This is a genomic window from Sorangium sp. So ce119, assembly GCF_051524405.1.
GTDB lineage: Bacteria > Myxococcota_A > Polyangia > Polyangiales > Polyangiaceae > Sorangium > Sorangium cellulosum_G.
In genome coordinates this window covers 9,438,920-9,452,621 of sequence record NZ_CP150310.1, presented here as the reverse complement: position 1 = coordinate 9,452,621, position 13,702 = coordinate 9,438,920, and the positions used below count along the sequence as shown (strand labels likewise).

Annotated in this window: 9 protein-coding genes; 6 read left to right on the top strand and 3 right to left on the bottom strand. The window is 72.6% G+C overall.

All coding sequences use genetic code 11. The features are described 5' to 3' along the window. Positions 1-63: 63 nt before the first annotated feature. From ppdK to WME76_RS35670, 4 genes are all read left to right on the top strand, one after another. On the top strand, positions 64-2,817 hold the full coding sequence (gene ppdK / locus WME76_RS35685) for a pyruvate, phosphate dikinase (RefSeq protein ID WP_437956654.1): 2,754 nt from the start codon (positions 64-66) through the stop codon (positions 2,815-2,817). A 197-nt stretch (positions 2,818-3,014) separates the two neighbouring features. After that, entirely contained in the window at positions 3,015-4,550 is a 1,536-nt protein-coding gene (locus WME76_RS35680) for a hypothetical protein (RefSeq protein ID WP_437956653.1), read from the top strand. A 210-nt stretch (positions 4,551-4,760) separates the two neighbouring features. Next, positions 4,761-5,492: a PspA/IM30 family protein gene (locus WME76_RS35675; protein WP_061618082.1), complete on the top strand. Its 732-nt coding sequence runs from the start codon at positions 4,761-4,763 to the stop codon at positions 5,490-5,492. A 345-nt stretch (positions 5,493-5,837) separates the two neighbouring features. Next, the gene (locus WME76_RS35670) at positions 5,838-6,512 is read left to right on the top strand and encodes a hypothetical protein (protein ID WP_437956652.1); all 675 of its coding nucleotides are present in this window, start codon (positions 5,838-5,840) and stop codon (positions 6,510-6,512) included. A 177-nt stretch (positions 6,513-6,689) separates the two neighbouring features. Here WME76_RS35670 and WME76_RS35665 read toward each other — a convergent pair whose 3' ends face one another. Further along, complete coding sequence (locus WME76_RS35665) at positions 6,690-7,346, bottom strand: hypothetical protein (protein WP_437956651.1); 657 nt, start codon at positions 7,344-7,346, stop codon at positions 6,690-6,692. A 541-nt stretch (positions 7,347-7,887) separates the two neighbouring features. Here WME76_RS35665 and WME76_RS35660 point away from each other — a divergent pair. Then, on the top strand, positions 7,888-10,617 hold the full coding sequence (locus WME76_RS35660; protein ID WP_437956650.1) for an SNF2-related protein: 2,730 nt from the start codon (positions 7,888-7,890) through the stop codon (positions 10,615-10,617). Between the two features lie 357 nt (positions 10,618-10,974). Here WME76_RS35660 and WME76_RS35655 read toward each other — a convergent pair whose 3' ends face one another. After that, positions 10,975-11,631: a hypothetical protein gene (locus WME76_RS35655; RefSeq protein ID WP_437956649.1), complete on the bottom strand. Its 657-nt coding sequence runs from the start codon at positions 11,629-11,631 to the stop codon at positions 10,975-10,977. 643 nt (positions 11,632-12,274) lie between these two features. Between WME76_RS35655 and WME76_RS35650 the strand changes: the two genes are divergently transcribed. Then, a complete protein-coding gene (locus WME76_RS35650) occupies positions 12,275-13,270 on the top strand; it encodes a metal-dependent hydrolase (protein WP_437956648.1) in 996 nt (331 codons plus the stop codon). A 120-nt stretch (positions 13,271-13,390) separates the two neighbouring features. On the opposite strand, the gene WME76_RS35645 is transcribed toward WME76_RS35650, so the two are convergent. Continuing rightward, the gene (locus WME76_RS35645) at positions 13,391-13,681 is read right to left on the bottom strand and encodes a hypothetical protein (protein ID WP_437956647.1); all 291 of its coding nucleotides are present in this window, start codon (positions 13,679-13,681) and stop codon (positions 13,391-13,393) included. Positions 13,682-13,702: the final 21 nt, after the last annotated feature.

Below are 13,702 nucleotides of genomic sequence, written 5' to 3'. Positions count from 1 at the left end.
CGTCCTCGCCGGCGTTCGAGGATCTCGACCGGCCTGCGCGGAAGGTCTAGCGTGCGCCCCGCCATGGCGAGATCGATATATTTCTTCGGCGCGGGGGAGGCGGACGGGGACGCACGACAGAAGGACCTGCTCGGCGGCAAAGGGGCAGGGCTCGCCGAGATGACGCGCCTCGGCATCCCGGTGCCGCCGGGCTTCACGGTCACGACCGAGGTCTGCAATGCCTATGTCGCCGCGGGCAAGGTGCTCCCCGCCGGCGTCGAGGGCGAGATCAGGGCGGCGATTGGCCGGCTGGAGTCGCTGCTCGACGCGAGGTTCGGCAACCCCGAGGCGCCGCTGCTCGTGTCGGTCCGCTCGGGCGCGCGCGCGTCGATGCCAGGGATGATGGATACCATCCTGAACCTCGGCATCAACGACGAGATCGCGAGGGGCCTGGCGAGGCGCACGGGCAGCGAGCGATTCGCGCTGGACGCCTATCGGCGCTTCATCCTGACCTATGCCGATGTCGTGCTCCGGGTGCCCCGCGACCGCTTCGACGAGGCGCTCGGCCGCGCGCGCCGGCAGGCCGCGGCGCGGCTCGGCGTCGACGCGACGCGCCTGAACGCCGCGGAGCTCGAGCGCAAGGTGCCCGACTCGCTGCTTGACGAGGGGTCGCTCGCGTCGCTGATCCAGCAGCAGAAGGACATCGTGCGCGAGGCGGCGGGACGGCCGTTCCCCGACGATCCGTTCGAGCAGCTGGAGGGCGCGATCCGCGCCGTATTCGATAGCTGGAACAACCACCGGGCCCAGGTGTACCGGAAGATGCACGATATCCCGGAGGCCTGGGGGACGGCGTGCAACGTCCAGGCGATGGTGTTCGGCAACCTGGGTGACGACTCCGGCACCGGCGTCGCGTTCACGCGCGACCCGTCGACGGGAGAGCGGCGCTTCTTCGGCGAGTGGCTCCCCAACGCGCAGGGCGAGGACGTGGTGGCGGGGGTGCGCACGCCGCACCCGCTGTCGAGGTCGGGCGGCGACGACGACGAGCGCTCGCTCGAGACGCGGATGCCGGAGGTGTACGCGAAGCTCGTCGCGGTGCAGGCCAGGCTCGAGCAGCACTTCCGCGACATGCAGGATCTGGAGTTCACGATCCAGCGGGGCGAGCTCTTCCTGCTCCAGTGCCGCACCGGCAAGCGCACCGGCAGGGCGGCCGTGCGCATCGCGGTCGAGATGGCCCGGGAGGGGCTGATCAGCCAGCGCGAGGCGATCTTGCGCGTGGATCCGGGCTCGATCGACCAGGTGCTCCACCCGAGCATCGACGAGGGCGCGCCGAAGAAGCTGCTCGCGCGGGGCCTGCCGGCGAGCCCCGGGGCGGTGACGGGGCAGGTGGTGTTCACCGCCGACGAGGCGGAGCGGCGCGCGGGCCAGGGCAAGGCGGTGATCCTCGTGCGCTCCGAGACGTCGCCCGAGGACATCCACGGCATGAAGGCCGCGCGCGGCGTGCTGACGGCCCGCGGCGGCATGACGAGCCACGCGGCCGTGGTGGCCCGCGGGATGGGCAAGAGCTGCGTGGCCGGCTGCTCGGCCATCAGCGTGAGCCAGGGCCAGATGGCGGTGACGGTCTACGACGACCGCGGGCACGCGACCGGCACGATCACGGTGAAGGCCGGCGACCTGATCACGCTCGACGGCGGCACCGGCAGGGTCTACCTCGGCGCGGTGCCGACCGTGCCGGCGGCGCTGAGCGGCGAGCTCGAGGAGCTCATGCGCTGGGCCGACGCGGTCCGGCGCCTGCGCGTGCGCGCGAACGCCGACACGCCGCACGACGCGAGGACGGCGCGCAACTTCGGCGCGGAGGGCATCGGGCTCTGCCGCACCGAGCACATGTTCTTCGACGAGGAGCGCATCCAGGCGATGCGCGAGATGATCCTCGCCGCGGACGAGGCGGGGCGGCGGCGCGCGCTCGCGAAGCTGCTCCCGTTCCAGCGCGGCGATTTCATGGGTGTTTTCCGGGAGATGGCCGGGCTGCCGGTCACGATCCGGCTGCTCGATCCGCCGCTGCACGAGTTCTTGCCGCAGGACGACGCGCTGCTCGGGCAGCTCTCGAGGGCGATGGGGGTCAGCGCGGAGGAGCTGCGGCGCAAGAGCCAGGAGCTCGCCGAGTACAACCCGATGCTCGGCCACCGCGGCTGCCGGCTCGCGGTCACGTCGCCGGAGATCTACGAGATGCAGGCGCGCGCGATCCTCGAGGCGGCGTGCGAGGTCGCGGCGGCGGGCATCGAGGTGAAGCCCGAGATCATGATCCCGCTCAGCATGACCCGGCGCGAGCTCGCCATCGTGCGCGGGCTGGTCGAGGGCGTGGCGGAGGAGGTCTTCGCCGAGAAGGGGCGGAGGGTCGATGTCCAGTTCGGGACGATGATCGAGCTCCCGCGCGCCGCGATCATGGCCGGCGAGCTGGCCGAGGAGGCGGAGTTCTTCAGCTTCGGCACGAACGATCTCACGCAGACGACGCTGGGCATCTCGCGCGACGACGCGGGCCGCTTCCTCGGCGCGTACGTCGAGGCCGGCATCTTCGCCAGAGATCCGTTCCAGTCGCTGGACGTGCCCGGCGTCGGTGCGCTCGTCGAGATCGGGCGGGATCGAGGGCGCGCGGCGCGGCCCGGGCTGAAGCTCGGTGTATGCGGCGAGCACGGCGGCGACCCGAGCTCGATCGCGTTCTTCGAGCAGGCCGGGCTCGATTACGTCTCGTGCTCGCCGTTCCGCGTCCCCGTCGCCCGCATGGCCGCGGCCCAGGCGGCGCTCGCGGCCGGGTCCTCGAGCGGTCCGCGCGCGACGGACTGAGCCTCTCCGCCTGCGGGACGTCTCCAGAGGACAGCGCGACATCCGTTCTCACGAGCGTGGTTTGGCGCGCTCACGAGCGTGCTTTGGAGTTTCGCCAGGTCTGCTAAACCAGGAACCTCGCTGTTCACCGCCGGTGTCTGGCTGGGCGCTCGTGTTGCCCCAGGCCGCATCACCGCGCGCTGGCGACTGGAGGTTTCATGCGTCATCTCGGCGTCTCCTCTGCGCTCCTCGCTGTTCTGGGGGCCGCGGCCTCGGGTGCGTTCGTCGCGGTCGGCTGCAATGCCTCGGGGCCGGGCCAGGATCCCGGCGGCGCCGGCGCGTCGCCCGGCGGCTCCGGCGGGGGCGGCGGCGGCGCGGGCGGCGCGGGCGGCAACGGGGGTCTCGAGCCGGGGGACGCTCCGGGCGGGGTCATGCCGTCCGGCGAGGACGCCGGGGTCATCGACGCGGCGGTGAACCCGTGCGGCACCGAGTGCGGTCCGGAGGAGCTCTGCGATCTCAACCACCTCGGGCTCGACGACGACTGCGACGGTCAGGTCGACGAGACGTGCTCCTGCGTCGCGGGGCAGTCGCGCGCGTGCTTCATGGGCGACCCGTCGTACCGCGCGGCGGAGGGGTGCTTTCCGGGCACCGAGCTGTGCAACGAGGTCGGCGTGTGGGGGCCGTGCCTCGGCGGCCGGCACGCGACCGAGCAGTGCTTCAGCGAGAACCCCGCGGGCTGTCACCCGCTGCAGGTGCCCCCGTTCGCCGACGTGAACCTGAAGGACGGGACAGGCACGTTCAGCGCGGACGCGGAGCCCGGCTCCGAGGCCTGGACGGTCGTTTGCCCGACAGGCATCGATCCGTGCCCCGCGGTCTCCGGAGCGAGCCCGGCGGATGACTACAAGCCGCTCCAGTCGGGGGAGTACAAGGTCGTTTACACGAAGCGCCTCGCGGACGGCACGAGCGACTCGTGCGAGTATGCCCTCTACGTCGGCGCGCCCGGCCTGCGGGTCGAGCTCGAGTGGGAGCACGACCTCGGGGGCGACGGGGTGGATCTCGATCTGCACCTGCACCGGCCGAACGACATGGATCCGTGGCGGGTCGGCGGCTCGCCGAGCGACTGCGGGTACAACAACTGCACCATCGAGATGCTCGAGTCGGATCCGGAGATCCGCTGGTTCAGCGACAACGCGACGCCGCCGGAGCCGGTGAGCTGGTACGCGGACCCGATGGAGGCCAAGAACACCTGCTATCATGCCCCGCGCGGCGCCGGGCAGGCGTGGCGCGCGCTCGGCCGGGGGTGCCACAACCCGCGGCTCGACATCGACAACATCACCTGCGACCCCGGCGTCACGGACCCGAACAGCGACGACTTCTGCGCGCCCGAGAACATCAACGTCGATTTTCCGCCGCTCGGGCAGTGGACGAGGATCGGCGTCCACTACTACTCGAATCACGGGGAGACCTACGCGGTGCACCCGCGGATCAAGATCTTCTGTAACGGCGCCCTCGGGGCGGATCTCGGCCCGACGGGGTTCCACGACCCGGAGGCGCCCGTCACGTTCGACGCGAGCGACGGGAGCGTCCGGTACTGGCTCGTCGCCGACGTGGCGTTCGTCGATGGGGGCGAGTGCGGCGAGGACACCTGCGTGGTGAGGCCGCTCTACCAGGACGAGGCGGTGAAGACGCCGCTGCTGACGACCCGGTCGTCGGCGGAGTCGAGCGTCGGCCCCGCGTACCCGCCGCCGCCCTGACCGGCGGTCTTCCACGGCAGGGGGCCGCGCCGCGGGCGCTCCCAGGGGGCCGCGGGGCGCGCCCGGGGGCCGCCGACGCGCGGCCGGCGCGCGGGGGTCCAAGGGGGCCGCGGGGCGCTTGCAAGGGGCCGCGGGCGCGCTTCCGGGCGGCGCCGGCGGCCCGGCGCGCCGGCGCTTTACAGGGGCGGCGGGGCGGTGCACGCTACCGGCATGGGCATCTTCGACCGCATGGGAAAGGTGATCTCGAGCAACGTCAACGCGCTCCTCGACAAGGCGGAAGATCCGAAAAAGTCGCTGGATCTCATCGTCGAGGAGATGAAGGACCAGGTCCGCGCGGCGCGGAAGGAGATGGTCGACGCTGTGGCGGCCGAGAAGGTGCTGCGCAAGAAGGTCGACGAGCTCGACGCCGAGGCGGAGAAGTGGGAGAAGCGCGCCGAGCTCGCGCTGAAGGCGAACGACGAGAAGCTCGCGCGCGAGGCGCTGGTCCAGAAGAAGCGGGTCGTGGGCGAGCGCGACCGCGCCGAGGCGATGCGCGCGGAGCAGCGCTCGGCGGTCCTCTCGATGAAGGCCGAGCTCGAGCGCATGGAGGCCAAGCAGGAGGAGTTCCAGGCGCGCAAGGGCACGCTCGCGGCGCAGATCCAGCAGAGCCGCGCCGGCGGCGGGGCCGAGGGGCTCGGGGCGCGGGGCGGCCAGAGCGCGTTCTCGGAGTTCCGGCGCATGGAGGAGCAGGTCGAGGGGCAGGTCGCGCAGGTCGCCGCGTCGCGCGAGGTGGAGGAGGCGATCTCCGGCGGCGGGCTGTCGGCGGCCGAGCTGGAGGCGAAGTTCGCCCAGCTCGAGCACGGCCGCGGCAGCGCGGGCAGCGCCGGCGCGGACAGGCCCGGCGGGTCGGCGGTCGACGATGAGCTCGCCGCGCTGAAGAAGAAGATCCGGATCGGGTCCTGAGGGCAGCGCGGCGGGCGGCAGGGGCGCGGGCTGCGCCCGCTGTCGCCGGCCGATCTCGCCGCCGTCCCCATCACTGGCGCTCACCGGGCGCCGCGGCTTCGATCGCTCGAAGCCCCCAAGACCAGACAGACCGAGAAGGCCGAGCAGGCAGGCGTCACGGACCGGCGCGGGCCACGGGCTCACGCCGCGGTGAGCGGCCGCGGAGCTCGGGCGCCGGGGCGGCCGGGTCGATTACTTCGGCGCGCATGTCGCGCATGATATGCTGTCATGCGTAATTTTCGTGCGTGACAGACAGCCGAGGTGCACATGAAATGGAGTTCGATTGCCTTTCTTGGATGCTTGCTGGTGGCCGCCTGCGGGGACGATGATCCCAGTCCGGGAGCCGGCGGCGCGGGCGGCCATGCCGACGGCGGCGGGGGTACCCATGCGGAGGGCGGCGGGCCCGGGGGTACGGGCGGCAATGCGGAGGGCGGCGGGTCCGGGGGTACGGGCGGCAATGCGGAGGGCGGCGGGCCCGCGGGAGAGGGCGGCAATGCGGAGGGCGGCGGGCCCGCGGGAGAGGGCGGCAACGCGGAGGGCGGCGGGCCCGCGGGCGAGGGCGGCAATGCGGAGGGCGGCGGGCCCGCGGGAGAGGGCGGGGGGCCCACGGGCGCGGGCGGCCTCGATTCGGTGGAGCTCGCGATCGGCACCGACGAAGATGCCACCTCGGGTTGCGCGACGTTCGTGAACGGGGTCTGGGGCGTCGATGAAACCTCGTTCTTCGAAGGCGAGGCCACAAACCAGGAGTGCGCCCTGGTGCCTGTGCGGGTCGACGGCGACGCGTACTGGATCACGTCGCGCGATTTCGGGGGTCGAATCGACGTCTACGATCTGAACTACAGCCTTCTCTCCGCCGACGCGCGGATCGAAGAGACGAGCTCCTCGTTCGTCCTCCTCGACACAGCGTTCGAGGAGATCTTCTCCGGCACCATCAACGTGACGTCCCTCACGGACGATAGCGTCACCCTGTCGATCGAGTAGGGGGAGAAGAAACGCGGGGGGGCAAGCGCGCAAGGGCGAGTGGTTGGCTTCTTCTCCGCTCCTTGCGCGCCTCGCGCCCATGCAACATCTCTTCGTTATCTCACTCCGTATCCTTTCAGTGCGCTCGCCGGCTGCTCCTGTGGGCACACCGGGAGCTCGATGTCCGCGCCGAGCGCGTCAGCGAGGGGCCTTGACGGGCTCGAGGGACTCGACGTGGAGCTTGCGGGTGGGGGCGGAGCTGCTCTTGTAGGTGCGGGCGGTGGCGGAGATGCGGTAGGTCTTGCCGGCCTGCATCTCGGAGGAGAAGGAGACGGCGGGGCCGGCGCAGAAGCCGCCGTCGAAGAAGGGAGTCCAGGCGCCGAGCGACTCCTTGGTGGTCTTGTAGACCCAGGCAGAGCCGACCTTCTCGAAGAGATCCGCGGCGACGTAGGTGCTGTTGCACCTGACGACGCGATCGGGGTCCGAGAGGGCGGGGAGGCTGTCGGCCCACGCGACGGTGGTGCGGCCCGGGAAGACGGAGCCGCTCGGGTTCTGTGCGTACGACGAGGAGTAATTGCTGACGTCGAGGACCACGCCCTTGTAGCAGCCAGTCGTGTTGTAGGTCTGCGGCGAATCGTAGTCGATGCCGCCGACGAACGAGGCGGTGGCGGCGGCATTGGCGCACTCGACGCCCATGGCCTGCTCGGCCTCTTGCACCACCTCCACGTCCTCTTCGATCATGTCGTCGACGAGCGAGTCGTCACCTGCGGCGTCGACCGCGCAGCCCGTGAGGGCGAAGGCAACCACGCTGAAGCAAAGGAAACCGAGCCCGTTGACGATGCGAAGCGTGTTCATGATGATCCCTGACTCCTGCCGCTGGGCGCAGCGGGCCGGCCGGACCGAAGGGGCTCGGACCGTGCCGCGCTCGCTGCGCGCCGCGAATGCGTTGCTTTTTGGTCCGGCGGCTTCACTCGCGCGCCGGACGCCAACCTGTTGAGCAACCGATGTGCCAGCGTGTCGGTGAGGAGGATCCGAAGAGGAAGAGGCCTGTCCGGCGCGGCGAACGAGGGCGCCGTCGCGCGGTGATTCCGTGCTAACTAGCTGAAAACGCAGGATTTTTGGCGCGTGTCGCGCGCCCGCGCGGACCACGTGGAGGTGCCGGCCTGCGCCGGACCACGGCAGTCCGCGGCGGGTCCTCTGGCGGTGCCGCCCTCCAGGTAGAGGCGGGAGCCACCAGGGCCGTGGAGGCCGTTTGCCGGCCCCCCGGTTCGACCTGCGTCGAGCTCGCCCTTCCGCATCACGCCTCATTGGTGAGAAATCGTCGGCGTAAAATGGAATGCCTGTCTCTCCCGTCTGGGCTGTTGCGATGATCGGACGGCTGCGGCAAAGCTGCGCCGTGCGCTCTGCCTCGCTCGAGCCGACCCGCTGGGATACCCCGCAATGCCTCGATTACGAGGATCCCGATGCCGTCCGCCGTTACGAGCGCGACGTGCGTGTCCATCGCGCGCACACCGAGCCGTTCGGCGTCACGCCGCTCGGCGGTCGAGTCGACGGCGACTACGCCGTGACGAGCGGGAGCGGGGGCCGGTACCTCGTCGATCTCGTGGACCGCAGCGAGCGCCACGACACCTGCACTTGCCCTGACTTCCTGAGCAATCAGCTCGGCACGTGCAAGCACCTCGAGGCGGTGCGCCGCGCGGTCGCGGAGCGCCCGGCGTGGCGTCGCGCGCTCGCCCGGCTCGACGCGCCGGCGCAGCCGACCCTCACGGTCGACGCGACGGACGGCTTGCGCCTGCTCGCGGTCGGGGAGTGGCCCGGAGCGCTCCGCGCCGAGCGCGCGCGCCTCGCGCAGGCGGGCGGTCTGCTGAAGGCCCTGGCGGCGCGGGCCGCCGGGGCGCAGGCGCTCGCGCCGCGGGTGGTCCACGCGGCGTTGCCGGCGGCGGAGCGGCTCGCGGGGGCGATCGGGCACAGGCGCCGCCGACGGGCGCTCGAGGCGCGCGCGGGGGGCGCGCAGGACGCGCTGGACGCGCTCGGGCTGCCCCTCTTCCCGTACCAGCGCGACGGCGTGCTCCACCTCTTCCGCAACGGGCGGGCCCTCCTCGCCGACGACATGGGCCTCGGCAAGACCCTCCAGGCCATCGCGGCATGCGAGCTGCTGCGGCGCCGCGGCGAGGCGCGGCGGGTCCTCATCGTCACGGCGGCGTCGCTCAAGCACCAGTGGGCGCAGGAGATCGCGCGGTGGACGGGCGAGCGCGCCGCGGTGCTCGGGGGCTCTCCGGCGCAGCGCTCGGGGGCGCTCGCGCTGGAGGCGGCGTACACGGTGCTGAGCTACGAGCTCACCTGGCGCGAGCTCTCGCGGCTCCAGGCGCTCGCGGCGGACGTGCTCGTGCTCGACGAGGCGCAGCGCGCCAAGAACTTCCGCACGAAGACCGCCGCGACGCTCCGCGCGATCCCGTCGCGGTTCCTGTTCGTGCTCACGGGGACCCCCGTCGAGAACCGCCTCGACGACCTGTACGCGCTGATGCAGCTCGTCGATCCCGCGCTCCTCGGGCCGCTCTGGCGGTTCAACGTCGACTTCCACCGCCAGGACGACCGGGGGAGGATCGTCGGCTACAAGAACCTCGGCGAGCTGCGGCGTCGCGTCGCGCCGGTCGCCCTCCGGCGCGAGCGGGCCGAGGTGCTGCCGGACTTGCCGCCGCTCCTGGAGCAGACGCGGTACACGCCGCTCACCCGGGAGCAGCGCGAGCTCGACGCGGACTACCGCGCGCAGGCGGCCCGCCTGATCGCGCTCACGGAGCGCCGGGCGCTGCGCAAGGAAGAGCTGGACCGGCTGATGATGCTGCTCCTGAAGGCACGCCAGGCGTGCAACGCGCTCGAGCTGTGCGATCCGAGGCGCCGCAAGCGGGCGTCGCCGAAGCTCGACGAGCTCGAGGCGCTGATCGCCGAGATCACGGCGCAGCCCCGGAGCAAGGTGATCGTGTTCTCCGAGTGGGTGGGGATGCTGGAGCTGGCCCGGGAGCGCCTCGACCGGCTCCGCGTCGGCCACGTGATGCTCCACGGCGACGTGCCGACCGACCGCCGCCCGGCGCTGCTCGACCGGTTCCGCGACGACCCGGCGGTGCGGGTCCTCCTGAGCACGGACGCCGGCGGCGTGGGGCTCAACCTGCAGGCGGCGAGCTACGTCGTGCACCTGGATCTGCCGTGGAACCCGGCGCGCCTCGACCAGCGCACGGCGCGCGCGCACCGCCTGGGCCAGGCGCGCGGCGTGAGCGTCACCTATCTCTGCGCCGAGGAGGGCATCGAGCGAGGCATCGAGGGCATGCTGGCCGAGAAGCGCGCGGTGCTGATCGCGTCGCTCCGCGCCGACTCCGCGGTGGAGGAGCTGGCGGCGCCGAGCTTCTCGGTGATGCTGCGCGAGATGCGGCAGGTGCTGAGCGCGGCGGAGGGAGCCGGGGTTGGGGAGCAGAGCGCGGAGGAGCAGGGGGGCGCCGCCGCCGTGCCGGTGGAGGGCGAGCGCGCCGGAGGGCAGGCCACGCCGGCGTTGCTCGCGGCATGGCCGGGGGGAGAGGCTGCGCCGGCGAACGACGCGGCGGGGATGGAGGCCGGTGTCGAGACCGCCGCGACGGAGGGCGCCGGCACGGCGGTGACGGGCATGGCGGTCGCGGGCATGGCGGTCGCCGGTATGGAGGGCGCCGGCATGGCAGTCCGCGGGGTGGGCGCTGCCGCCGTGGACTCTGCAGTCGTGGAGGCGTCTCCGGCGAGCCCCCGCGCCCGGGCGGAGACCGCGCGCAGGGCGGCGGAGCGGCTGCGGCTCGCGCGCGTGGTGCTGGACGCCGGCTTCGCGGCGGACGCCGCCCGCGCGGCTTACGAGGCGCTCGCCGGGACCATCGCGGGCATGCTGGAGGGGCCCGCGCCCGAGTCGCACGCGGCCCTCATCGCGGGCGTGTACCGCGACCTCGTGCCGGGCGGCGGGCTGCCCGTCGCAGCCCACGCCGCGCTCGCGCGTCTCCACGATCTAGGCACCCTCGCGCGCGCGGGCGTGCCGCTCGACGCAGCGCTCGCCAGGTCGGCCGTGGACGAGGCGGCGGCCTGGATCGGCCGACTGGGGGGCGAGGGCGCCGCCTGACGCGGCGGCTCGGCAGCTTGCCCGCAGGCGAGGGGAACCTCCTGCCAGCGGAGCGCTGACGCGCCGGTGAGCGCCGTCGCCCGTGCGACCGGCCCTGGCCCGCACGGGGAGGGGCCTCGCGCGAGACCAGCTCCAGTCTCCCGGCGACGCTCGAGTCTCCCGTCGAGACCAGGGTCGATCTCGAGGGAGACGTCTCCCCCTCCGCTCGGCACCAACCCCGGTATCGCGGCGGCGCCAGACCGTTTCGCCGAGATCCGAGCCCGTCTCGGAGCGAAGGGCCACGCCTTCGCCCGAGACCGGCCCGGTGCTCGAGGGCACAGGGCACCCCAGGAACTCGAAGGGTCCGCGCCGAGCGCGTCAGCGAGGGGCCTTGACGGGCTCGAGGGACTCGACGTGGAGCTTGCGGGTGGGGGCGGAGCTGCTCTTGTAGGTGCGGGCGGTGGCGGAGATGCGGTAGGTCTTGCCGGCCTGCATCTCGGAGGAGAAGGAGACGGCGGGGCCGGCGCAGAAGCCGCCGTCGAAGAAGGGAGTCCAGGCGCCGAGCGACTCCTTGGTGGTCTTGTGGACCCAGGCAGAGCCGACCTTCTCGAAGAGATCCGCGGCGACGTAGGTGCTGTTGCACCTGGCAACGCGATCGGGGTCCGAGAGGGCGGGGAGGCCGTCGGCCCACGCGACGGTGGTGCGGCCCGGGAAGACGGAGCCGCTCGGGTTCTGCGCGTACGACGAGGAGTAATTGCTGACGTCGAGGACCACGCCCTTGTAGCAGCCAGTCGTGTTGTAGGTCTGCGGCGAATCGTAGTCGATGCCGCCGACGAACGTGGCGGTGGCGGCGGCATTGGCGCACTCGACGCCCATGGCCTGCTCGGCCTCTTGCACCACCTCCACGTCCTCTTCGATCATGTCGTCGACGAGCGAGTCGTCACCTGCGGCGTCGACCGCGCAGCCCGTGAGGGCGAAGGCAACCACGCTGAAGCAAAGGAAACCGAGCCCGTTGACGATGCGAAGCGTGTTCATGATGATCCCTGACTCCTGCCGCTGGGCGCAGCGGGCCGGCCGGACCGAAGGGGCTTGGACCGTGCCGCGCTCGCTGCGCGCCGCGAATGCGTTGCTTTTTGGTCCGGCGGCTTCACTCGCGCGCCGGACGCCAACGCATTGAGCAACCGATGTGCCAGCGAGTCGGCGCGAAGGACTCGATGAGAAGGAGCCCGCGCGACGACGCGATCGAGGCGCGCTCCCGGGCGGTGGTTGCGCGCTATCTTGCTGAAATCATGAGGATTTATGGCTTCTCCGGCGCGCGCGACGCGTCCGCACACCTCGGATGGAGGCGCCGGCCGGCGCCGGACCACGGGACGTCGCGGCGCGTCCCCCTGATGGCGCCGCCCTCGAGGTGGAGGCGGAAACCTCCATGTCTCGATGGACGCGCCCGCCGCCACCTGAGGAATCCCCTCCTTCAGCAGCCATTTTCAGCGGAGAAATTGAACAGGGAGGCGGGGAGGCGGGGAGTATTTGAAGATTTTTCCTCCCCGCCTCCCCGCTTCCCTGTGAATTTTCCGAAGAATTTGAGGGAATTCCCCAGCGGCGCCGCCCTCGACCCGGCGGGCTGGAGCGGGTCGCGGCCTTGCGCTCGCTCGGGGCCATGAGGTAGCTGACGACCGTCATGGATACGCTCACGCACGGGCTCTTCGGTCTGGCGGTCGGCGCAATGCGTCGCCCCGACGTGAGGCCCGGCGAGGGGCGCGCGTCGCCGACCGACCGCGCCGTGCTGCTCGCGTGCGTGATCGCCGCCGAGCTGCCGGATCTCGACTACTTCTGGCCGGCGGGGGACGCGGTGCTGCGCACGCTGCGCGCGCACCGCGGGCCGTCGCACGCGCTCCTCTTCGCGCCGCTGGTGGCGGCGGTGGCCGCCGGGATCGCCTGGCTCGTCCTCGGGCAGCGGGCCCGGCTCGGCCCGGTCTACGCGTTCAGCGTCCTCTCGGTCGCCCTCGCGCACCTGTTGCCGGATCTCTGGACCGGGTGGGGGACGCGCCTGCTCCTCCCGTTCTCGGACGCGCGCCTGACGCTCGACTGGACCGGCGTGCTCGACCCGCTGGTCACGCTGCCGCTCGCCCTCGGCGCGCTCGTCGCGTGGCGCCGGCCGGCGCGCTGGCGGCGGGCGATCCTCGCCGGGGCCGCCGTCGCCATCGCGTACGTGGGCGGCCGCGTCGCGACGCAGCAGGTCCTCGTCGCCCGCGTCGCCGCCGCCCACCCCGAAGCGCAACGCGTCGCCGTCTTCCCCGCGATGCTCGGCGTGACGACATGGCGCTTCCTCGCGACGCACGAGGACGCTTACGCCGCCGGCTCGGTCAGCCTGCTCGGCGGCGCGCCGACCGAGGAGCGCCGGGTCGCGCGCGCGCCCAGCGGCCCCGTCCCCGCCCGCGTCGCGGCCGTGCCCACCGTGCGTGAGGCGCTCGCCTGGGCGCGCTTCCCCGTGGTCCGCCACGCCCCCGCCGGCGACGGCGGGACCACCGTGCGCGTCGCCGACCTCCGCTACCACCTGCGCGGCGACCCGACGCTCGAGTTCATCGTCGACGTCGCCCCCGACGGCGCCGTGACGCGCGCCCGCCTCGAGCGCGGCGGCTCGGCCCGCGAGCTGCTCGACCGCTGGCGAGAGTAGCCGAGCCGACCGCGCGTACCCGCGCGCGAGCGGCGTCGGCGCGAGCGTGTTGAGCAGGCAATGCGCCGGCGCCGTGACCCGCCCGTATCGCTCCGTCCTCGCGGGTCGGCGTCGGGCGGCTCACGCCGACATGGCGCTGGCCCCGAGCAGGCTCTGGGTGAGCTTGCCGCCTTCGACCGCGAGCTCGCGCAACGCGGTGTCGACGTGCCGATCCTCGACGGCGCGCCCGGCTCCCTCGTCGGCGGCGAAGAGCGCGGCCTTGCGCAGGAGCTCGCGGAGGAAGGCTGCGCTCACGCCCTTCGTCCTCGCCACGAAGGCGTCGAGCTGCGAGAGGCGCAGCTCGATCCCTCGGCCGTAGAGCTCGAAGAGGCGGCGACGGCAGCCCCGCGATAAGAGATCAACGGAGAACAAATGCGTCGAAGAACGATGATC